Origin of the sequence: Lentzea sp. NPDC051213, assembly GCF_044455585.1 — a bacterium.
Classification (GTDB): Bacteria; Actinomycetota; Actinomycetes; order Mycobacteriales; family Pseudonocardiaceae; genus Lentzea.
Window position 1 is genome coordinate 480,864 of the sequence record NZ_JBITEX010000003.1, and the last position, 21,237, is coordinate 502,100.

General features: G+C 68.3%; 15 protein-coding genes and 1 tRNA gene. 13 read left to right on the forward strand and 3 right to left on the reverse strand.

Annotated elements, in window-relative coordinates; translation table 11 throughout:
- Positions 1–48: 48 nt before the first annotated feature.
- The 3 genes from ACIA8G_RS15450 (at position 49) to ACIA8G_RS15460 (ending at position 3,596) form a co-directional block, all read left to right on the forward strand.
- Positions 49–873 carry a DUF3105 domain-containing protein gene (locus ACIA8G_RS15450; RefSeq protein WP_396419668.1) on the forward strand — a complete coding sequence of 275 codons (825 nt, stop codon included), beginning with the start codon at positions 49–51 and terminating at the stop codon, positions 871–873.
- Positions 873–1,583, forward strand: coding sequence for a DUF305 domain-containing protein (locus ACIA8G_RS15455; protein ID WP_396419092.1), 711 nt, complete (start codon positions 873–875; stop codon positions 1,581–1,583). The genes ACIA8G_RS15450 and ACIA8G_RS15455 overlap by 1 nt, the downstream gene beginning before the upstream one ends.
- A gap of 138 nt (positions 1,584–1,721) precedes the next feature.
- Positions 1,722–3,596, forward strand: a complete 1,875-nt coding sequence (locus tag ACIA8G_RS15460; RefSeq protein WP_396419093.1) for an acyl-CoA dehydrogenase family protein — start codon at positions 1,722–1,724, stop codon at positions 3,594–3,596.
- A 217-nt stretch (positions 3,597–3,813) separates the two neighbouring features.
- Here ACIA8G_RS15460 and ACIA8G_RS15465 read toward each other — a convergent pair whose 3' ends face one another.
- Positions 3,814–4,983: an ROK family protein gene (locus tag ACIA8G_RS15465; RefSeq protein WP_396419094.1), complete on the reverse strand. Its 1,170-nt coding sequence runs from the start codon at positions 4,981–4,983 to the stop codon at positions 3,814–3,816.
- Positions 4,984–5,136: 153 nt separating this feature from the next.
- Between ACIA8G_RS15465 and ACIA8G_RS15470 the strand changes: the two genes are divergently transcribed.
- Entirely contained in the window at positions 5,137–9,369 is a 4,233-nt protein-coding gene (locus ACIA8G_RS15470; protein ID WP_396419095.1) for a GH92 family glycosyl hydrolase, read from the forward strand.
- A 50-nt stretch (positions 9,370–9,419) separates the two neighbouring features.
- Here ACIA8G_RS15470 and ACIA8G_RS15475 read toward each other — a convergent pair whose 3' ends face one another.
- Positions 9,420–10,106 carry a hemerythrin domain-containing protein gene (locus ACIA8G_RS15475; protein ID WP_396419096.1) on the reverse strand — a complete coding sequence of 229 codons (687 nt, stop codon included), beginning with the start codon at positions 10,104–10,106 and terminating at the stop codon, positions 9,420–9,422.
- A 127-nt stretch (positions 10,107–10,233) separates the two neighbouring features.
- Between ACIA8G_RS15475 and ACIA8G_RS15480 the strand changes: the two genes are divergently transcribed.
- Positions 10,234–10,899, forward strand: coding sequence for a hypothetical protein (locus ACIA8G_RS15480; protein ID WP_396419097.1), 666 nt, complete (start codon positions 10,234–10,236; stop codon positions 10,897–10,899).
- A 304-nt stretch (positions 10,900–11,203) separates the two neighbouring features.
- On the opposite strand, the gene ACIA8G_RS15485 is transcribed toward ACIA8G_RS15480, so the two are convergent.
- Positions 11,204–12,112, reverse strand: coding sequence for a cation diffusion facilitator family transporter (locus tag ACIA8G_RS15485; RefSeq protein WP_396419098.1), 909 nt, complete (start codon positions 12,110–12,112; stop codon positions 11,204–11,206).
- A 148-nt stretch (positions 12,113–12,260) separates the two neighbouring features.
- Between ACIA8G_RS15485 and ACIA8G_RS15490 the strand changes: the two genes are divergently transcribed.
- The 8 genes from ACIA8G_RS15490 (at position 12,261) to ACIA8G_RS15525 (ending at position 21,221) form a co-directional block, all read left to right on the forward strand.
- Positions 12,261–12,332: transfer RNA gene (locus ACIA8G_RS15490), tRNA-Arg, on the forward strand.
- A gap of 838 nt (positions 12,333–13,170) precedes the next feature.
- Positions 13,171–13,950: a thioesterase II family protein gene (locus tag ACIA8G_RS15495; RefSeq protein WP_396419099.1), complete on the forward strand. Its 780-nt coding sequence runs from the start codon at positions 13,171–13,173 to the stop codon at positions 13,948–13,950.
- The gene (locus tag ACIA8G_RS15500) at positions 13,947–14,681 is read left to right on the forward strand and encodes a PucR family transcriptional regulator (RefSeq protein ID WP_396419100.1); all 735 of its coding nucleotides are present in this window, start codon (positions 13,947–13,949) and stop codon (positions 14,679–14,681) included. The genes ACIA8G_RS15495 and ACIA8G_RS15500 overlap by 4 nt, the downstream gene beginning before the upstream one ends.
- A gap of 483 nt (positions 14,682–15,164) precedes the next feature.
- Complete coding sequence (locus tag ACIA8G_RS15505; protein WP_396419101.1) at positions 15,165–16,550, forward strand: LuxR C-terminal-related transcriptional regulator; 1,386 nt, start codon at positions 15,165–15,167, stop codon at positions 16,548–16,550.
- 30 nt (positions 16,551–16,580) lie between these two features.
- Complete coding sequence (gene aroF / locus ACIA8G_RS15510) at positions 16,581–17,471, forward strand: 3-deoxy-7-phosphoheptulonate synthase (RefSeq protein ID WP_396419102.1); 891 nt, start codon at positions 16,581–16,583, stop codon at positions 17,469–17,471.
- The gene (locus ACIA8G_RS15515; protein WP_396419103.1) at positions 17,468–19,138 is read left to right on the forward strand and encodes a (2,3-dihydroxybenzoyl)adenylate synthase; all 1,671 of its coding nucleotides are present in this window, start codon (positions 17,468–17,470) and stop codon (positions 19,136–19,138) included. Before aroF ends, ACIA8G_RS15515 begins: the two co-directional genes overlap by 4 nt.
- The gene (locus ACIA8G_RS15520) at positions 19,135–20,505 is read left to right on the forward strand and encodes a salicylate synthase (RefSeq protein WP_396419104.1); all 1,371 of its coding nucleotides are present in this window, start codon (positions 19,135–19,137) and stop codon (positions 20,503–20,505) included. The genes ACIA8G_RS15515 and ACIA8G_RS15520 overlap by 4 nt, the downstream gene beginning before the upstream one ends.
- Positions 20,502–21,221: a nitroreductase family protein gene (locus ACIA8G_RS15525; RefSeq protein ID WP_396419105.1), complete on the forward strand. Its 720-nt coding sequence runs from the start codon at positions 20,502–20,504 to the stop codon at positions 21,219–21,221. Before ACIA8G_RS15520 ends, ACIA8G_RS15525 begins: the two co-directional genes overlap by 4 nt.
- Positions 21,222–21,237 lie beyond the last annotated feature (16 nt).

Here is a 21,237-nt window from a genome sequence, read left to right on the forward strand (position 1 = left end):
GAGTCCCTACACTGGCGCCGGTTGACCAGGACGACATCTGAGGCGGACATGACCAGCGGCAAGAAGACGAAGGCCACACGCAGCAGCGTGGCCGCAGCCCGTTCCTCGGTGGTGGCGAGCAAGCCTAAGCCGTGGGGCACGATCATCGCGGTGATCGCCGTGCTGGGCCTCGCGGGCGGCGTGTTCGGATATGCGTATTCGCAGATCCACGCGAACAACGTCAAAGAGGCCGCCCTGGCCAAGTGGAAGCCCTCCGACACGAACAAGGACCCGTCGACGCAGCTCGCGGGCATCGTCGTGAAGGAGTACAAGGGCTCCAAGCACGTGCAGCCGACCCAGCGCGTGGCGTACGACCAGACCCCCGCCTTCGGCGGACCGCACGACGGCACGTGGGCCGACTGCACCGGCGTCGTCTACGAGAAGGCCATCCGCACGGAGAACATCGTGCACGGCCTCGAGCACGGCGCGGTCTGGATCGCGTACAACCCGGACCAGGTCAAGGACGCCGCGCTCACCAAGCTCAAGGCCAAGGTCGAGGGCATCCCGTACATGGCGCTGTCGCCGTTCCCCGGCCTCGACAAGCCGGTCTCGCTGCAGTCGTGGGGCCACCAGCTGAAGGTCGACAACGCCGACGACGAGCGCATCGACCAGTTCATCTCCTCGCTGCTGCGCAACCCGAACACCTACCCCGAGGTCGGCGCGTCCTGCGAGAACCCGCAGTTCCTGTCGAACCCGGCCCCGTTCGTGGCCGAGAAGCCGGGCGCCGACGCCGTGCCGATGGACGGCGGCGTGGACGAGTCGAAGACCGAGGGCCAGCCGAACGCCAGCACGCCGCCGCCGTCGGGCTCTGCCTCGACGCCGCCTTCGAGCTGATGCCGGCACCCGCTGACGCCGACGCGGACGAGGTCACCGTCGTGAGCTCCGAGCGACCCTCCGGGGTCGCTCGGACGCTCGTGATCGGTGCCGCCGTCCTGGCCGTGCTCCTGCTGGGCGCGGCCGTCGGCCTGCTCGTGAAGCTCCCCGGCTCGTCGACGTCCTCGGCACCGGCCTCCGGTTCCATCGACGTCGGCTTCTGCCAGGACATGTCCATGCACCACCTGCAGGGCATCCAGATGGCCAACACGGCCAGGGATCGCTCTGTGGACCCGGAGATCCGCCAGCTCGCGTTCGACATCTCCTCCACCCAGCTCGAGCAGGTCGGGCGGATGAAGGGGTGGCTGATGATGTGGAACGAGCACGAGCAGAACGTCTCCGGCGTCTACATGGCGTGGATGAACGACGCGGGTGTGCACGGGCACGGCGCGACCACGCCCGAGGCGGGCAAGCCGCTGATGCCGGGCATGGCCACGACCGAGGAGCTGGGCAAGCTGCGGACGCTGTCCGGGCGCGAGTTCGACGTGTACTTCCTGCAACTGATGCTGCGGCACCACATGGGTGGGGCGCCGATGGCGGAGTACGCCGCGACCAAGGCCGGCCAGTCGGTCGTCAAGGTCCTGGCGGACAACATGCTGAAGTCGCAGACCGCCGAGACCGAGCTGATGAAGGACTACCTGGCCAAGCGCGGAGCCGCTCCGCTGCCGTAGCCCGGTTTTGCGTCATGAGGGTGACCTTCATGGACCTGAGGTCCATGAAGGTCACCCTCATGGCATTTCACCCTCCGGGTCGGTGGACATCGGACTACCGGCGAGTAACGTGGGTCACACCCCTACTCGGAGGTAACCATGACCGTCGACGAGCGCGCGGCCAGGCAGGTCGCCGAACAAGCACGGGAAACCCGCTGGCAGCGACCGAGCTTCGGCAAAGAGCTCTTCCTCGGTCACTTCCGGATCGACCTCATCCACCCCCACCCGAGCGGCACCGACGAAGACCGCGAGCGCGGCGACGCGTTCCTGGAGAAGCTCCGCAAGTTCACCGAGTCCCAGATCGACAACACCGTGATCGAACGGGACGCGCAGATCCCGGACGACGTGCTCAAGGGCCTGAAGGACCTGGGCGCGTTCGGCATGAAGATCAAACCCGAGTACGGCGGCATCGGCCTGACCCAGGTCTACTACAACAGGGCGCTCATGCTGGTCGGCAGCGCCAGCCCCGCGATCGGCGCGATGCTCTCGGCCCACCAGTCCATCGGCGTTCCCCAGCCGATCGCGATGTTCGGCAGCCCCGAGCAGAAGCAGGAGTTCCTGCCGAGGTGTGCGAAGGGCGAGATCACCGCCTTCCTGCTCACCGAGCCGGACGTCGGCAGCGACCCCGCGCGGCTCGGCACGACCGCTGTCGCGGACGGCGACGACTACGTCCTCAACGGCGTGAAGCTGTGGACCACCAACGGTGTCGTGGCGGACCTGCTCGTCGTCATGGCCCAGGTGCCGGACCGGGGCATCACCGCGTTCGTCGTCGAGGCGGACGCCGAGGGCGTCACGGTCGAGAACCGCAACGCGTTCATGGGCCTGAGGGGCCTGGAGAACGGCGTCACGCGGTTCCACAACGTCCGAGTGCCCAAGAAGAACGTCATCGGCAAGGAAGGCGCCGGTCTCAAGATCGCGCTCGCCACCCTGAACACCGGCAGGCTCAGCCTCCCCGCCCTGTGCGCGGGCAGCGCCAAGTGGTGCCTGAAGATCGCCCGCGAGTGGAGCACCGAGCGCATCCAGTGGGGTCTGCCGGTCGGCAAGCACGAGGCCATCGCGGGCAAGATCGCGTACATCGCCGCCACGGCCTACGCGCTGGAAGCCGTGCTGGACCTCAGTTCCGAACTCGCGGACGCCGGCAAGCACGACATCCGCATCGAGGCCGCGCTGGCCAAGCTCTACGCGTCCGAGAAGGCCTGGCTCGTGGCCGACGAGCTCGTGCAGGTCCGCGGCGGACGCGGCTACGAGACGGCGGAGTCCCAGGCCGCCCGCGGTGAACGCGGCATCGCGGCCGAGCAGGTCCTGCGCGACCTCCGGATCAACCGGATCTTCGAGGGCTCCACGGAGATCATGCACCTGCTGATCGCCCGCGAGGCCGTGGACGCGCACCTGTCCGTCGCCGGCGACATCATCGATCCCGACGCGGACCGGCAGAAGAAGATGAAGGCGGCGGCGAAGGCCGGCGGGTTCTACGCGAAGTGGCTGCCGACGCTCGTCGTGGGCAAGGGGCAGAGTCCGGCCGGGTACACGGAGTTCGGGCCGCTGGCCAAGCACCTGCGGTTCGTCGAGCGGTCGGCGCGCAAGCTGGCGCGGCAGACGTTCTACGCGATGTCGCGCTGGCAGGGAAAGATGGAGCGCAAGCAGCGGTTCCTCAGCCGGATCGTGGACATCGGGGCCGAGCTGTTCGCGATCAGCGCCGCGTGCGTGCGTGCCGCGCAGGACAAGAACCCGAACTCCCGGCTGCTGGCGGACGCGTTCGCGAAGCAGGCGCGGATCCGGGTCGACGAGCTGTTCGAGAAGCTGTGGAAGAACACCGACGACAGCGACCAGGTGCTGGCCAAGCAGGTCATGGACGGCGAGTACACGTGGCTGGAGGAGGGCATCATCGACGCGTCCATCCCCGGCCGGTGGATCGCGGACTCGACGCACCGCGCGGCGACCACGCCGAACGTGCACCGGCCGACGCCCAGGTAACCGTTACTGCACTGGGCAGGCTGATGGTGCGGGCGCGGCACCTGCCCAGTGCACGGCCGGTAGGGGGCTACGTCCCCCGCATCCCCCTACCGACTCCCCTTGCAACGGAAGGACACAACACCCTCCAGGTGGAGGTTCCGGTAACGCTAAGCCACTCCATCGTGTTCACAGCTACGACAATTGAGTGAATTACCAGGTGAGGGCTACTCAACTACTCTCAGAGAGTAACTTCGAAGACCAATTCACGGGCGGCCTTGAGGCCCATCGCGAGGGCTCCGGACAGCACCGCTCCGTCACCCAGCGAACCAGCCACGATCCGCGGCGCCAGCGGCGTCATCGTCCGCAGCGCGGCCTCGAGCGGCGCTAGCAACAGGTCGACGTTCGACCCCACGCCACCGCCCAGCACGATCAGCTCCGGGTCGATCACCGCGGACACCGCGGCGACGAGGAACGCCAGCCGTTCGGCCTCCACCCGCACGACCTCGACGGCCTGGCCGTCACCTGCCCGCGCCAGATCGAACACCTCACGGGCGGACCGGGCCGTCAACCCGCGCTCACCGGCCAGTGCCACAACGGATTCCGCCGCCGCGGCGTCCTCGAACTGTCCACGTTGGACGTCCGCAGCGGACTTCCCGAACGGCAGGAAGCCGACCTCGCCGGCCGCCCCGTGCGCGCCGCGGAACAACACGCCGTCGACCACGATGCCCATGCCGATGCCGGTACCGACCGTCGCGCAGACGAAGACCCGAGCGTCCTTGGCCGCCCCGTAGACGTGCTCGCCCACCGCGGCCAGGTTCGCGTCGTTCTCCACGACCACCACCGGCCCCAGCGCGGACTCCAGCTTCTCCAGCACGCCGGCGGACTCCCAGCCGGGCAGGTTGGGCGCGTGCCGCACCACCCGCGAACGCTGGTCGATCACGCCGGGGCTGCCGATCACCTTCACCACGACGTCGGTCAGCGCGATGCCCGCATCCGCCACGGTGCGGGCGGCCAGCTCGGTCACCGTGCGCACCAGGGCGGTGGCGGACCGGCTGCGGTTGCGCTCGTCCACGCGGGCGACCACGGATCCGCCCAGGTCGGCGACGGCCGCCCGAATGCGTTCTCGGCCTATGTCAATGCCCAGTACATATCCAGCGGCCGGATTCGGCTCGTAAACCACGGCGGAACGCCCCGGGCCGGCCGTCGTACGGCCGATCGGACGCACCAGATCGTGGCGTTCGAGATCCACCAGGGCCTGGCCGACCGTGGGCTTGGACAGCCCGGTGTCCTTCGCGATCTGCGGCCGGGTGGCCGCGCCCAGACGGCGCAATCGGTCCAGCACGGCGCGTTGGTTGAGCACGCGCATGCCCGCTGGTGTGCCCACCTCTGGCGGCTTGCGGTCGGTCACCAACCGAGTCTAGATCTTCGACGAACGTCCACGATGGCAACAGTGAGAGGACAGGTTCGAAGACAATTTGTGTCCGCTCCCTTGACAACGATGTCAGGTAAAGAAACGCTCCCTCGCGAATGGGGCGGGCAAGGCGGCGGCGGAAGGGTTGCAATGAGGCAACTGGGGAAAAGACGAACAACTGCTCTGTTGAGCGTTGCGATCACTGCGACACTGGTGTGTGGCGTCACCAACGGCTACGCGGCCGCCGCACCAGAGGAGTCAGGCGTGGGCTTTACGTCGTCCTTTGAGGACGGTCAACCTCAACCTGCGTGGGCGAACACCGTCGAGACCGACGCGGCGGGCAACCCCAAGTCGGCCGGCGTGATCGGCTCCGACGGCTCGGGCATCCCCGGCAACGTCTCCGAGAAGGTGCTGGAGGTGAAGGCCAACGGGGAGTTCGCGGACGCGGGCGAGGTGAAGGAGAACCTCGTCGACGGCAGTGCGAACACCAAGTGGCTCGTCTTCACCCCGAGCGGCTGGGCCACGTTCCGGTTCGGCGAAGCCCAGACGATCAAGAAGTACGCGCTCACCTCGGCCAACGACGCCCCCGAGCGCGACCCGAAGGACTGGAAGCTCCAGGGCTCGACCGACGGCACGAACTGGACCACGATCGACACCCGCACCGGTGAGGCGTTCGCCGAGCGGTTCCAGACCAAGGTCTACGACATCGCGTCGCCCACGGCGTACGCGCACTACAAGCTCGACATCACGGCGACCCAGGGCGGCGTGAACCTCATCCAGCTCGCCGAGCTGCAGCTCTCGGACGGCACGACCACGCCTCCGTCGCCGAACATGCGCAGCGTCGTGGGCAACGGCCCCACGGGCGGCTACGCGTCGAAGGCACGCGTCGGCTGGACGGGCGTGAAGGCGTTCCGCTTCCAGGGCAAGCACACCGCCGAGGGCCGGGCGTACAGCTACAACAAGGTCTTCGACGTCGACATCAAGGTCGAGCAGAAGACCGAGCTGTCGTACATGATCTTCCCGGACTTCGTCACCGACAACCTGAACTACCCGAGCACGTACTCGTCGATCGACCTGGCGTTCTCGGACGGCACGTACCTGAGCGACCTCAAGGCCGTCGACCAGCACGGCGCGGTGCTGTCGCCACAGGGCCAGGGCGCGGGCAAGTTCCTGTACGCCAACCAGTGGAACAAGGTGAAGTCCACGATCGGCGCGGTGGCGGCCGGCAAGACGATCAAGCGCATCCTGGTCGCCTACGACGGGAACAAGGGCCCGACGGAGTTCGGCGCCTGGGTCGACGACCTCTCCATCGGCGACGCCGTGGTGAAGCAGTACGCGAAGCCTTCCGACTACGTGCTGACCACGCGTGGCACGAACTCGAACGGCTCGTTCTCGCGCGGCAACAACTTCCCCGCGACCGCGGTGCCGCACGGCTTCAACTTCTGGGCCCCGATGACGAACGCGGGCTCGATCTCCTGGCTGTACGAGTACCAGCAGCGCAACAACGCGCAGAACCTGCCGACGTTGCAGGCCTTCACCGCGTCGCACGAGCCGAGCCCGTGGATGGGTGACCGCCAGACGTTCCAGGTCATGCCGTCGGACAAGGCTCCGACGCAGGACCGCGCGGCACGGTCGCTCGCCTTCAAGCACGACAACGAGGTCGCGAAGGCGCACTACTACGGCGTGACCTTCGAGAACGGCCTGAAGGCCGAGATCGCGCCGGCCGACCACGCGGCGCTCTTCCGGTTCACGTTCCCCGACGAGGGCCAGAAGAACCTCACGTTCGACAACGTCAGCAACCTCGGTGGCCTCACCCTGGACGCGGCGAACGGTGTCGTGACGGGCTACTCGGACGTCAAGAGCGGCCTCTCGACGGGTGCGACCCGCCTGTTCGTCTACGGCAAGGTCGACAAGGCGGTCACCGGCAGCGGCCGGCTGACGGGCGCCGGGCGTGACAACGTCGGCGGCTACTTCTCGTTCGCGGACAAGACGGTCCAGCTGCGCATCGCCACGTCGCTGATCTCGGTCGACCAGGCTCGCGCCAACCTCGACCAGGAGATCACGGCGGCCGACTCGTTCGACGCGGTGCGCGACCGTGCGCAGGCCGCGTGGGACAAGGTGCTCGGCATCATCACGGTCGAAGGTGCGACCGAAGAGCAGCTGATCACGATGTACTCCAACATGTACCGGCTCTACCTCTACCCGAACTCGGGCTTCGAGAAGGTCGGCGACAAGCTGCAGTACGCGTCCCCGGTGGCGCCGCTGGTCGGTGAGAACACGCCGACGAAGACCGGCGCGAAGATCGTGGACGGCAAGATCTTCGTCAACAACGGGTTCTGGGACACCTACCGCACGACCTGGCCCGCCTACAGCCTCTTCACCCCGTCCAAGGCGGGCGAGATGGCCGAGGGCTTCGTCCAGCAGTACAAGGACGGCGGCTGGATCTCGCGCTGGTCCTCCCCCGGTTACGCGGACCTGATGACCGGCACGAGCTCCGACGTGGCGTTCGCGGACGCGTATCTGAAGGGCGTGTCGAACTTCGACATCAAGGCCGCCTACGACGCCGCGGTGAAGAACGCTTCCGTGGTGCCGCCGAGCAACAACGTCGGCCGCAAGGGCATGGACAAGTCGATCTTCCTCGGCTACACCGGCAACGACCAGCTCGACGAGGCGTGGTCGTGGGCGATCGAGGGCTACGTCAACGACTTCGGCATCGCGTCGATGGCGAAGGCACTGCACGAGAAGACGGGCGAGAAGCGGTACGCGGAGGAGTACGAGTACTTCCTCAACCGCGCCCAGAACTACGTGCTGACGTTCGACAAGCGGATCGAGTTCTTCCAGAACCGCAACGTCGACGGCTCCTGGCGCGTCGAGGACCCGGCCAAGTACAACCCGCAGGACTGGCGCTACGACTACACCGAGACGAACGGCTGGAACATGGCGTTCACGGTGCCGCACGACGGGCAGGGTCTCGCGAACCTGTACGGCGGTCGGGACAAGCTGGCGCAGAAGCTCGACCAGTTCTTCACCTTGCCCGAGACCGCCAAGTTCCCCGGCGGCTACGGGGGCGTGATCCACGAGATGATCGAGGCGCGGGACGTGCGGATGGGCCAGTACGGCCACTCCAACCAGCCGTCGCACCACATCGCGTACATGTACAACTACGCCGGCAAGCCCGCGCGGACCGCGGAGAAGGTGCGGGAGATCCTCGCGCGTCTCTACGTGGGCAGCGAGCAGGGCCAGGGCTACGCCGGTGACGAGGACAACGGCGAGATGTCCGCGTGGTACCTGTTCTCGTCGCTGGGCTTCTACCCGTTGCAGATGGGCAAGCCGGCCTACGCGATCGGTTCGCCGCAGTTCACCAAGGCGACCGTGAAGCTGGAGAACGGCAAGAAGCTGGTGATCAACGCGCCGAAGAACAGCGCGAAGAACATCTACGTGCAGGGCGTGAAGGTCAACGGCAAGGCGTGGAACAAGACCACGCTGCCGCACGACGTGCTCGCGGCCGGCGCGACGATCGACTTCGACATGGGCCCGGCGCCGTCGGCGTGGGGCACGGGCGCTGACGACGTGCCGGACTCGATCACCAAGGGCGACGCGGTGCCGACGCCGTTGCGCGACGTTTCTACCGGCATCACCGATGGTGCGCTGGTGGACAACAACTCCGCGACGTCGGCGGTGGTGAAGTCGTTCGACTTCAAGGCCGCGGACGTCAAGGAGAAGGCGGAGTTCTACACGCTGACCAACGCGAAGACGGGCACGTCCCCGTCGTCCTGGGAGCTGAAAGCCTCCTACGACGGCAAGACGTGGGCGACGGTCGACAAGCGTTCCGGCGAGAACTTCCAGTGGCAGCAGTACACCCGGTCGTTCAAGATCGCCTCGCCGGGCCGGTACAACTTCTACCGCGTGGAGTTCTCCGGCGACGTCGCGCTGGCGGAGTTCGAGCTGCTGTCGAAGCCGCTGCCGGCTCCCACCACCACGGTGACCGGGACGGTCAACGGTCCGCTGCAGGTCAAGGGTGTGACCTATGTGGACGGTGCCACGATCAACGGCCCGGTCACGGTCGCTCGCGGCGCCACGCTCTACGTCTTCGGCGGCGAGATCAAGGGCCCGATCTCGGCGGCGGACGCGGCGTCCGTGGTCCTGGTCGGGGTCAAGGTCGGCGGTCCGGTGTCGGTGCACGGTTCCGCCACCGAGGTCGCGGTGGAGAACACCTCGGTCGGTGGCCCCGTGTCGCTGACGTCGAACAAGACGAGGTCGGTGGTCGCCTTCTCCACGGTCGGCGGACCGTTGTCCTGCACGGGCAACAGCCCGGCACCGTTGAACAACGGCTTCCCGAACGACGTGAAGGGGCCGAAGGCAGGGCAGTGCTCTGGCCTGTGAGTGATTGAGGAAAGGCCGCGTTCCGCCACGGAACGCGGCCTTTCTTGCTTTTACGCGGCTATCTGGCGCCGGCGAGCCTTGGCACGCTGGTGGATTCCGGCGCCGATGAGCTTGTGGAGCAGCCGGACCGGAGGCGGAAGCAGGCGGAGAAACCCTGCCCGCTCCTGAGGCGTTGATTCCTGCAGGATCATGCCGATGGTGTCGAATCCCTTGGCGCCCTTGGGCATGCCGCTCGCGCCGTTGCGGCCCAGCGCGTCCCACTCGGCCTGGGTGATGTACACCGAGACGAGCGGGAGGACCTTGCTCTCCTCCTCGCCCAGGTGCTCGATCAACGGCCCGGACATGCCTTCGAGGACCTCGGCGAGTTCGTTGCGGATGGCCTCGTCGGCCCCTTGCTTCCACCTGGGCAGCAGTTCATCGACCCGCTCCAACGCCTTGCCGACCACCTCGTGCTGCTGTTCCATGCGCTGCACGAGCTCGCTGTCGAGGCCGCCGACGCGCTCCAGCAGCCGAGGCCAGAGCATCTCGTCCTCGCCCACGTGGTGGTGATGCAACAGGCTCGCCATCATCTCGATGAACTCGGCGACGTATCGCGCGCCATCGCGGTCGCCCGGAGCCACGCCCCGGACCAAGGCGGGCATCTGCGCGAACTCGCGCTTGAACCACCTGTGGATCACCACCATCTCCCAGGTGTCCACTGTCTCCCCGGTGGTGCGGGGCTGCCTTCCGGTGTCCATGGCGGCGACGGTAAGTCGCCGGTGCGGCCCCTGCCAGGCGATCGGCGATTCCGTCCCGTTCGGGTGTTTGTGGAACAGCTTGCCGGGTTTCAGGACATGACCTTGAACGGCGTCGCACCATGGCGTCATGAACGCAGATGCGGCGTCGCGGACTGGTTCGGCCGGCTGGTGGCCCTGGGCGTTGACCGTCGGTGCGGTCGCGCTGTTCATCGGCGGCATGCTGCACCCGAGGAAGGACCCGGCGCTGTCCGGGCACGCCGCGGAGGCGGCCTGGATCGGTGACCCGATGTGGGTGCCCTCGCACGCCCTGGTCCTGCTGAGCTCGACCCTCTTCGCCCTCGGCCTGGTCGGCTTGCTCCGCCATCGGCCAGACCTGCCCGCCGCCGCCCGCCGGGCCGGCTGGACCGCGGTGGCAGGAGCGGTCCTCTCGGTGATCGAGAACGTGCCGCACCTAGCGGCGACCACCGAGAGCGACGCGGCAGCCGCAGGTCACGCGACACCGTTCCTGAGCACTCACATGGTGTTGGCGTTGCTGGCGTTCCCGCTGTTCGGCTTCTCGGTGGCCGCGCTGGCCGCGCTCAGCAAGCGGCACCTGGCCCACCCGGCACTCGGGGTCGGCGCCGTGATCGGCGGGATCTCCTGGGGCCTGGCCCCGTGGGTCGTCGGTCCGCTGGGACTCGAGTCGTTCAACGTGTTGTTCATCGTCGGGATGCTCATGGCGCTGTGGTTCGCCGCGGTCGGCATCGGAAGCCTGATCCCGGCCCGCCGCACGGCCAGCGGAGCCGCGCAGTGACAGGCGAAGGGGCGAATGCACTGGTCTGTAACGACTAGCTGACCCTGGTTCGCTCTCGTTTGAACCGAAAAGGCCGCGTTCCGTCACGGAACGCGGCTTTTCTCGTTCACCTGAACGGATCTATCCCCTTCAGACATACTTCGATGAGATCTTGGCAATTCACGCGGTGGTAGTTGGGGAGGCTCTTGTGGTGCCGTTCGAACGAGGCCGAGTTCGGATCGCCGTGCCGCAACCCCGAACCGAGACCGTTCCGTCACGAAGCGGCGCGCCGTCCACTAAGGACGAGATCCGCGACCTGCCCGGCTCACCACGAAAGCTCCCGGCACCGCTGCGCTGACGAGCCGCCCTCGACCTGAAGGGTCGCGTGCTCGATGTGGTACTTGGTCGCCAGCAACGACTGCGCGGCCTTGAGCACGTTCTCGTGATCGGCGTCCTGCGCGGTCGTGAGGTGCGCCGACGCGACCTCCATGCCGCTGGTGAGCGTCCACACGTGCAGGTCGTGCGCCTCGGTGACACCGGGCAACTCGGTGAGCGCCTTCTGCATCTCGGTGACGTCCAACCGCTCCGGCGCGTGCTGGAACAGGATGTGCAGCGCGTTCTTCGCGAGGTTGTACGTCCGCGGCAGCACCCACACGCCGATCAGCACACCCATGATCGGGTCCGCGTACTTCCAGCCCGTGGTGATGGTGATCAGGGCGGAGATCAGCACGCCCACCGACCCGATGAGGTCGGCCAGCACCTCGAGGTACGCACCCTTGACGTTGATGCTGTCCTTGGCGCCTTCCCTGAGCACGCTGAAGCTCACGAGGTTTGCCCCGAGCCCGAGCGCCGCCGCGATGAGCACCGGCACCCCCGGCACCGAAGGCGGGTCCTGGAACCGCCCGACCGCCTCGTAGATCACGTAACCCGCAACCCCGAACAACAGGACCGCGTTGGCCAGCGCCGCGAGCACCTCGGCCCGGTAGAACCCGAACGTCCGATTCTTACCGGCCTTGGCCCGCCGGGCCACCATGATCGCGGCCAGCGCCATCCCGACCCCGAGCACGTCGGTGAGCATGTGCGCGGCGTCGGAGATCAGCGCGAGCGAGCCCGTCGCGAAGCCCACGATGAACTCGACCACCATGAACACCGCGCCCACGCCGAACGCGACCCACAGCTTGCCGGCGTGACGCCCGCTCGCCGACGCCGATCCGTGCCCATGCCCGTGACCCATGACTGGGAACATATAGCGACATGCGCATGAGTGCAATCGGGGCATTCCTGATCTGGGGCGGAGGTGACGGACGCCACCTTCTCTCGGCTCCGGGGGTAGGCGTGAAACGTGGTCGGCGCGATGCGCTAGGATCTTTCACGTAGCTACGGCCCCCGTAGCTCAGGGGATAGAGCACCGCCCTCCGGAGGCGGGAGCGCAGGTTCGAATCCTGCCGGGGGCATCGAAGGTCGAAGGGCGAGGTGTGTCCGCGGAGAGCGCGGACCCCTCGCCCTTCGCGTGTTTTCTGGGGGCCGAGCCCCCAGACCCCAGCCGGGGGCTTCGCCCCCGGACCCCCTATTCTGTGCGTCCGCCAAACGCATGGACTGCGAGGCTGGGTATTCGCTGCGGGAAATCGAGCTATTTGGATAGCTTGGGTGTCTCGGAACTTTCGGCTGCATGGTGATGTGCTGACATTGCTTTCTGTACTGTGAGCCGAAGCTTGGCGCTGGCGACTGGCGTGGTCGGGTCCCGTCTAGGCGGCTGATCCCCTGTCGCGGCTTCCGCGAGGGTTGGTCGCGGTGGTGTGCCGGCATCAGCGGATTCACGGCCCGACAGCCCGGTCCGCACCGGGTTCCGTTGCACATCGTGCAACTAGCCGAACGAATCGGCTATCCGGCGTAAGCAAACCGTCCAGATGCCGTACGGAAGTCGGACATCTGGACCGTACCGGACCTCCGATAGTCGGGGTGGGCGGACACCGAACTATCGAGACGCCCGGCCACGAGATTAAGGCTCAAACACTGGTCGTCGGCTGACTGGCCCCGACCTGACTGTTACTTTCGTTCACATCTTCAAAATAATGCGATTCCCGGAAGTCGGGAGAGAAAGTCGTCGAGCGTGGTGGCCACTATTGACCTCCCACTGTCGCGACTTTCCCGAATTACCGGGAGGGACTCGTCGAACTCAGGGATGTCAGACGAATTCGGCGGGTGCGTTGTCTTCGGCTTTGTGTTCCGCGGGTGTGCCGGGCGCGGGATCCGGTGGCCGTTAGTCCTGCCCGGCATGAGGTGATGATTCGGATGGTCACTTCCACAATGCACGCCAACCCGTGGGTTCGCCGGTATCACCGCACGTCACAGGCCGTCTCCCGACTGGTCTGCTTCCCACACGCAGGAGGGTCGGCCTCCAAGTACTTCGCCCTGTCCGCTGCACTCAGCCCGCAGGTCGACGTCATCGCGATCCAGTACCCCGGCAGACAGGAACGCCGGGGGGAACCGTTCGTCGACGACATCGGACTGCTGGCCGACCGGATCCACGAAGCACTCCGCGACGAGGACGAACTGCCGCTGACGTTCTTCGGGCACAGCATGGGCGCCGTCGTCGCCTTCGAGGTCGCTCGGCGGTTCGAGGCCGAGGGGCGCGAGCTGGCGCGGCTGTTCGCGTCCGGGCGCCGTGCCCCGTCGTCTCGCGGCGACGAGACGGTGCACCTGCGCGACGACGACGGGATTTTGGCCCAGCTGCGCCTGCTCAGCGGCACGGATTCGGCGGTGCTCGACTTCAAGGGCATGACGAGCCTGTTCCTGCCGGTGCTGCGCGCCGATCTTCGGGCCATCGAGACCTACCGGGGGTCGGCGGACGCGGTACTGCGCTGTCCCATCTCGGCCCTCGTCGGCGACGAGGACCCGCTGACGAGCGTGGAGGAGGCCTCGATGTGGGTCCGGCACACCACGGGCCCCTTCGGCGTCCGGGCCTTCCCCGGCGGCCACTTCTACCTCGACGACCAGGCGGCCGAAGTGGTCGGGGTCCTCGAACACCACTTCGACCGAACTCGTGGAGCAGAAGGGAAAACGACCGCATGACCACTCTCGACCACAGCTCCCGCGCGCCGTTCGCGCTGGTGGGTACGCCCATCGGGCGCCTGGCCGACGAGGAGATCACGGCCGTCACGGCGCCGGTCCCCCCGGAGGCGGGTGCCGGCACCGCCTACCTGATCCTGGTGGTCAGGGGTTCGACCACCGCGCTGGCGGACCAGGTCTCCGAGTACTTCGGCAGGTACAACATCCCCGGCACGCTGCACGCGCCCGGTGACACGGGCGCCGTCGTGCTCGTGCCCGACGGCGACGAGCTCCGCACGCGCTGGCTCGTGGACGAGTTCCGCGAGTGGCTCGGCGAGCGGGCCTGGTGCGCCACGGCGAGGCGGACGCGCGCCGAGATCCAGTCCGGCTACCAGGAAGCGGCCGACGTGCTGGACCTCGTCCTGGCGGCGGGGCGCGGTCCCGGCGTCTACGACATGGACGACGTCCTGGTCGAGTACGCGGTCACCCAGAACGACGCGGTGTCGAGCAGCCTGGTGGCGATCGTCGCGTCGCTGATGGCGTCGAGCAGCGTGAGCTTCGAGACCCTCGACGCACTGATCCGGGCGGACTACAGCCGCACCCAGACGGCCGCCGAGCTGTGCATACACCGCAGCACACTGGACTACCGGCTGCGCCGCATCGAGGAGCTCACCGGATACGACCCGGTGAGCGGCCGGGGTGTGCGGGTGCTCGGTGCGGCCATGACCGCGTACGCGCTTTCCACCATCGGCTAGATTCTCGTCGTTCTCTGAATACCGACCCCGCTTCCGCTCTGACTTCGTCAGGCAGGGTGCGGGGTCGGTTTCGCGCATATCACCGACATCGCGCCCTGACTTTATGCCGGCCAGGACCTTGACAGAGCCGAGTGGGGCCGGTTCCGATTCGGGCAAGTTTCTCGAGTGAATCGGGCAGCGGCCTTGGTTTCCTGGTCCGGAAGTTCACGACGGGTGAGGTCGCGGAAACCGGCCGACGGATCCGCCGCATCAGCGGCGTGCACACCGAAACCGCTGGTAGAGAGGCTCGCTCGACGACTCGGATCACCCCGAAAATGATCGACCACCACAGTGCGAATGATGCGTCTCATTTGGCGTGAGTTTACGGTCTTTCCGGAATTCCGCATCCTGCGCATGGACGGCCTTGCGTCCGTTGCCATAGCGTCGAATTCACGGGTCCGGTTCCGCCCGGTCCGTTCGGGCAAGAGGGAGGAAACATTGGCGATGAATTCCGCAAACGACCACGATGAGGATTGGCAAAGCCTGGTCTCCTCGCTCACCGATGTCCGGAAAGGGCACGGCGCCGTCGTCCTGCTGGAGGGCCCGCCCGGCATCGGCCGGAGCAGGCTGATCGCCGACGCGCTCGACCTCGCCGCCGAGCAGGGGATCGCTACCTGCGCGGCCCAGGCCGACGAGCTGACCCGGTGGACGCCGCTGGCACCCATCGTCTCCGCGTTGGGAGAGACGATGTGGACCCTGGCGGGCAGTCCGATGAAGCTCGCGGCGCGACTGCTCGGCAAGATCGAGGAACGCGCCGAGGCGGGCCCGCTGGTGATCGCGCTGGACGATCTGCAGTGGGCCGACCTGATCACGCTGGCGGCGGTGCAGTCCTTCGTCACGCACTTCCGGACTCGTCCGGTGGTGTGGCTGCTCGCGTGCCGCGACGGCGCGGGCGAGGCGATCACGGTCGGGCGGTTGTTCGACCGGCTGGCCTCGGCCGGCGCCACCCGGCTCCGGCTGGAACCGTTGCGGGAGAACGCGGTCGCGAAGATCGTGGCCGAGTACCTCGGCGCGACGCCCGGAGACGACCTGGTCGAGCTGGCCGCGGGGGCGAGCGGGAATCCGGCCCTGTTGACCGAACTGCTCGACGGGCTGCGTGCCGAGCAGGTGGCGGAGACGGGCGAGCCCGGTGCCCGGCCCGTCACCCGGCGGCTGCCCCAGCGCTTGACCTCGGCCGTCCGCACCAGGCTGGAGGGCTTCAGCACCGACACGATCGGCGTCCTGGAGATCGCCGCGATCCTCGGCAGGTCGTTCCGCCTCGTGGACGTGGCCGAGGTCCTCGGCCGGACGCTCGCGGACATCCTGCGCGGCATCCGCGAGGTGCTGCGGGCAGGTCTGCTCGACTGCGACGAGGTCGCCGACACCCTGTCCTTCCGGCACGAGCTCGTGTGGCGTGCCGTGCGCGAGACCATCGCCGCGCCGGTCGCCGCGGCGCTCCATCGCCAGGTCGGTCAGATGTTGTTGCAGCGCAACAGCTCCGACCCGGAAGCCGCCGCCCACCTGGTCTCCGCCCTGGAGGACGAGCTGGCGAGGTACGAGACGGCGGGCGCTACTCAGGACGTGGCCAGGGTTCGCAGCGAACTCAGGGCGCTCGGCGTCCGGAGGCGGCACTGGACCTACGCCGAACGGTCGGCGACCGGGTGGGACAGCCTCACCGAGACCGAGCGGAACGTCACCGAGCTCGTCGCAGAAGGACTCACCAACCGGCAGATCGCCGCACGGATGTTCGTGTCCCCGCACACCGTGCACGCCCACCTGGGCCGGATCTTCCGAAAGCTCGCGGTCAACTCACGGGTCGAGCTGACCGGTCTCCGTTACCGCGTCGCCTGACTGCCGCCACGTCCACAACAAGGAGTTGCAGTGACCGACACCCAGCTGGACGTTCGGCGCGACTTCGTCACCGCGCCCTACGAGCTCGTGAGCAGGCAACATCGGCCCGGCCGATCCACCGTCACCGTCGGCGGAGTGCCGTTCGGTCCGGGCACGGTGACCCTGGTCGCCGGCCCGTGCGCGGTGGAAACGCCGGAACAGACCCTGGATGCGGCGCTGATGGCGCGCACCGCGGGTGCCGCGATGCTGCGCGGCGGCGCGTACAAACCGCGCAGCTCCCCCTATTCCTTCCACGGTCTCGGCGAGGACGGGCTGAAGATCCTCAGCGAGGTGCGGACCGAGACCGGTCTGCCGTTCGTCACCGAGGTGCTCGACACCCGTGACGTCGACCTGGTGGCCTCCCACGCCGACATGCTCCAGATCGGCACCCGCAACATGCAGAACTTCTCGCTGCTGCGGGCCGCCGGGGCGACCGGCCTGCCGGTCCTGCTCAAGCGCGGCATGACCGCGACCATCGAGGAGTGGCTGCTGGCCGCCGAGTACATCGCCGAACAGGGCAACCTGAACATCGTGCTGTGCGAGCGCGGCATCCGCACGTTCGAGACGGCCACCCGCAACACGCTGGACATCAGTGCCGTGCCCGTCGTCCAGCGGTTGACCCACCTGCCGGTGATCGTCGACCCCTCGCACTCGGGCGGCAGGCGCGACCTGGTGTTCCCGTTGAGCAGGGCCGCGATCGCGGTCGGCACCGACGGGCTGATCGTGGACCTGCACCCGCGGCCGGCGGACGCCCTGTGCGACGGGCCGCAGGCACTGGAGCCGCGGGACATGGCGGAACTCGCCGGCATGATGCGCGAGGTGCCGCTGCTCGCGGGCAGGCTCGTCGCCGCCGGCCCGGACATCGAGGGGTCGAGGCGATGACACCCAGCGGACTGGTGACGTGGCCTGAGGACCGCGTCACGGCCTACCGGCTCCGCGGCCACTGGCGCGGCCGGACGCTCGGCTCACTCGTCACGTCGTGGGCCGACTGCTACGGCTCCGAGGTCGCGGTGGTCGACGACCGCAGGCAGCTCACCTACCTCGACCTCGCCGCCGAGGTCGACGTGCTCGCCGAACGACTCCTCGGCCTCGGCCTGCGGCCGGGCGACAGCATCGTCGTGCAGCTCCCCAACTGCGCCGAGTTCGTCGTGCTGATGCTGGCCTGCGCGCGGGTGGGGGTGGTGCCCACCATGATGCTGACCGCCCACCGGGAGCACGAGCTCACCCACATCGCCCGGCACGTGACGGCGAAAGCGATCGCCGTGCCCGGCCGGGTGCACGGCTACGACCACCAGGCACTGGCCCGGCGGGTCGCGGCGGACTGCGACGACCTCCGGCACGTGCTGGTGGCGGGCGAGGGCGTCGAGCCCGGCCACGTCGACCTGCGGAAGCTGATGTCCCCCGACTCGCAGACGTGGGAGCGCAGGAACAGGCTGGACGCGCTGGCGCCTGACGCGTCGGACGTGGCGCTGTTCCTGCTGTCCGGCGGCACGACGGGTGTGCCGAAGGTGATCCCCAGGACGCACAACGACTACGAGTACGCCGCGCGGCACAGCGCGCGGGTGTGCGGTTTCGACCGGAGCACGGTCTACCTCGTCGCGCTGCCCGCCGCCCACACCTTTCCGTTGGGGAGCCCGGGGTTGCTCGGCACGCTGATGAACGGCGGGCGGGTCGTCCTGGTGCCCTCGCCGCGGCCGGAGGTCGCCTTCGAGGCGATCGCCACCCACCGGGTGACCGTCGCGGCCGCCGTGCCCGCGGTCGTGCAGCGGTGGATCGAGTCCAGCGAGTCGGCCGAGTGGGACCTGTCCAGCCTGCGGCTGTTGCAGGTCGGCGGATCACGGCTGTCGCGGGAGCTGGCGATGCGGATCCGCCCTGCGCTGCGCTGTGCGCTGCAACAGGTCTACGGGATGTCCGAGGGTCTGCTGAACTTCACCCGCCTCGACGATCCGGCCGAGGCCGTGGTCTCCACGCAGGGCCGGCCGATGAGCGCGGACGACGAGATCCGCATCGTCGACGAGCACGGGCGGCAGGTCGAGGACGGCGACGCCGGCGAGCTGCTGGTCCGGGGCCCCACCACGATTCCCGGCTACTTCCGGGTTCCCGAGCACAACGCCGAGTGCTTCACCGCGGACGGCTGGTACCACACGGGAGACATCGTGCGGCGCCACTCCAGCGGCAACCTGGTGGTCGAGTCGCGGGTGAAGGACGTGATCAACCGGGGTGGCGAGAAGATCCACGCCGAGGAGATCGAGGACGTCCTGAACCGGATGCCCCAGGTCGCGCGGGCGGCCGCGGTGGCAGCGCCCCACCGGGAGCTCAGCGAGGTGGTCTGCGCCTGCGTGGTCCTGGAAGCCGGGCAGTCGATCACCCTGGAGGAGATCCGGGACTACTTCGACGCCAGTGGCATGGCCGCCTTCAAGTTCCCGGAACGACTGGAGGTCCTGGACGAGATGCCGCTGACCCCGGTCGGCAAGATCCGCAAGCAGAGTCTTCGCGAGCTGGCCGCCGGGATGCGGACCCTCCGTCAGGTCGAGGAGGTCGGGGCATGACCCGCCGCCACGAGGTGACGCTGGAACCGGGCACGTTCCGCTACCGCGAGCTGACGCTGGACATCTCCCTCGACCCCGTGGCCGTCGCGGCGCGGCTGGCCCGCGACGGGGGTTTCGACACGCACGTGGTCTACGAGGCGGGCGGGCGAGCGACGTTCGCCGGGGGCGTTCTCGGCGAGATCATCGTGGACCGCCACGGTTTCACCACCCGGTGGGGCACCGAGGAGGAGGAGTGGCGGCCGCTGGACGGCCCGCCCCTGGACCAGGTCGCCGACTTCCTGCGGCTCGCCCCGGTCGGGGACTGGCGGGCGTACGGCTTCGCCGCCTTCGAACTCGGTCACCTGCAGGCCGGTCGGGTGGAGATGGCGGGCGACGACACGTTGCTGCACCTCGTCATCCCGCACGTCCAGGTGGTGCTGGAGCACGACCGTGCCGTGGTCAGGGCGACCGACTGGGACACCCTGGACCAGGTCGCCGACCTGGTCTGTGCCGACGAAGCCGCTCCCGTCTACACCACGCGACCGCTGACATCCGACAACAACGGGTCGGCTTACATCACCGCGGTGGCCTCGGCCGTCCGGGAGATTCGCGCACAGCGGCTGGACAAGGTCATCGTGTCCAGGGTGGTGCCGGTCGACTTCGACGTCGACCTGGTCGGCACCTACGTGGTCGGCAGGCGGGCCAACACACCCGCCCGGTCGTTCCTGCTGCGCATGGGCGATCTGGCTGCGACCGGGTTCAGCCCGGAGACCCTGCTGGAGGTCGAGCCGGACGGCCGGGTCATCACCCGGCTGGTGGCGGGCACCTGCGCCCGCACCGGTGACGCCGACACCGATGCCCGGCTGCGCGACGAACTCCTCAACAACCCCAAGGAAGTCTTCGAGCACGCGATCTCGGTGCGCTCGGCGGCCGAGGACCTGGCGAAGATCTGCCTGCCGGGGACCGTCAAGGGCCACGAGTTCATGTCGGTGCAGCAGCGCGGCAGCGTGCAGCACCTCGACTCGACCATCACCGGCCGGCTGGACCACGGACTGTCCTGCTGGGACGCGTTCGCGAAGCTGTTCCCGGCGGCCGCGGTGTCCGGCATCCCCCGCGACACCGCGTACCAGGCCATCCACCGGCTCGAGTCCGAGCCGCGGGGGCTGTACAGCGGAGCGGTGTTCACCTGCGGCGCGGACGGCGACTTCGACGCCGCGCTGGCGCTGCGCTCGATCTTCCGCGCCGGCGGCCGCAACTGGCTGCGCGCCGGCGCCGGGATCGTGGCTCAGTCGCGTCCCGAGCGGGAGCACGAGGAGACCCGCGAAAAGCTCCGCAGCGTGTCACGGCACCTGGTGCCGGTGCTGCCTTACGACGGGGAGTTGCCATGACTGTCGTGAAAGCGCCGAACAGCGAGGCGCTGTCGGCGAACGCGATCACCGCCGTGTCGCACTGCATCGGCACGATGCGCGCCGTGCGCCGCTTCCAGCAGGCCGACATCGACCCGGAACTCATCGACTTCGTGCTGCGGCACGCGATCCAGGCCGGTTCGGCGAAGAACCGCCAGCCGTGGCGGTTCGTGGTCGTGCGCGATCCGCAGCAACGGATCCGGCTCGGTCACTGGTACCGCAAGGGGTATCAGGACATCCTCGCGTGGTCCCGCACCGAGGAGATCCGCAACGACGCCGCCCCGGACGAGAAGCAGCAGATGACCGCCGCGGGACAGCTCGCCGCGCACTTCGACGAGGTGCCCGCCGTGATCGTGGTGTGCTACCTGCCGACCCGGCGCAACCCGGCCGACTTCTTCGGCGGGGCGTCGATCTACCCGGCGGTGCAGAACCTGTTGCTCGCCGCCCGTGCCGTGGGGCTCGGGGCGACCCTGACCACGTTGCAGGCACTCGGCGGCATCACCGCGGAGGGCGACGCGGCCGGTCCGGTGTCGATCTACGACGACCTCAGGCACATCCTCGGGATCCCGAGCGGCATCGTTCCGGCGGCCCTGATCCCGGTCGGCTGGCCGGCGGGCCGGTTCTCGGCGGGCAGGCGGAAACCCGTGCCAGAGGTGGCCTACCGGGAACGCTGGGGACAGGCGTGGGGCAATGACTGACGAGCGGACGAGACAC

Bases quoted from the DNA above. Each gene is read 5' to 3' on its own strand.
- ACIA8G_RS15480 (WP_396419097.1), top strand. From the start codon at position 10,234: ATGAACGCAGATGCGGCGTCGCGGACTGGTTCGGCCGGCTGGTGGCCC.
- ACIA8G_RS15460 (WP_396419093.1), top strand. From the start codon at position 1,722: ATGACCGTCGACGAGCGCGCGGCCAGGCAGGTCGCCGAACAAGCACGG.
- ACIA8G_RS15520 (WP_396419104.1), top strand. From the start codon at position 19,135: ATGACCCGCCGCCACGAGGTGACGCTGGAACCGGGCACGTTCCGCTAC.
- ACIA8G_RS15495 (WP_396419099.1), top strand. From the start codon at position 13,171: ATGGTCACTTCCACAATGCACGCCAACCCGTGGGTTCGCCGGTATCAC.
- ACIA8G_RS15505 (WP_396419101.1), top strand. From the start codon at position 15,165: ATGAATTCCGCAAACGACCACGATGAGGATTGGCAAAGCCTGGTCTCC.
- ACIA8G_RS15500 (WP_396419100.1), top strand. From the start codon at position 13,947: ATGACCACTCTCGACCACAGCTCCCGCGCGCCGTTCGCGCTGGTGGGT.
- ACIA8G_RS15515 (WP_396419103.1), top strand. From the start codon at position 17,468: ATGACACCCAGCGGACTGGTGACGTGGCCTGAGGACCGCGTCACGGCC.
- ACIA8G_RS15455 (WP_396419092.1), top strand. From the start codon at position 873: ATGCCGGCACCCGCTGACGCCGACGCGGACGAGGTCACCGTCGTGAGC.
- ACIA8G_RS15475 (WP_396419096.1), bottom strand. From the start codon at position 10,106: ATGGACACCGGAAGGCAGCCCCGCACCACCGGGGAGACAGTGGACACC.
- ACIA8G_RS15485 (WP_396419098.1), bottom strand. From the start codon at position 12,112: ATGGGTCACGGGCATGGGCACGGATCGGCGTCGGCGAGCGGGCGTCAC.
- ACIA8G_RS15525 (WP_396419105.1), top strand. From the start codon at position 20,502: ATGACTGTCGTGAAAGCGCCGAACAGCGAGGCGCTGTCGGCGAACGCG.
- ACIA8G_RS15470 (WP_396419095.1), top strand. From the start codon at position 5,137: ATGAGGCAACTGGGGAAAAGACGAACAACTGCTCTGTTGAGCGTTGCG.
- ACIA8G_RS15450 (WP_396419668.1), top strand. From the start codon at position 49: ATGACCAGCGGCAAGAAGACGAAGGCCACACGCAGCAGCGTGGCCGCA.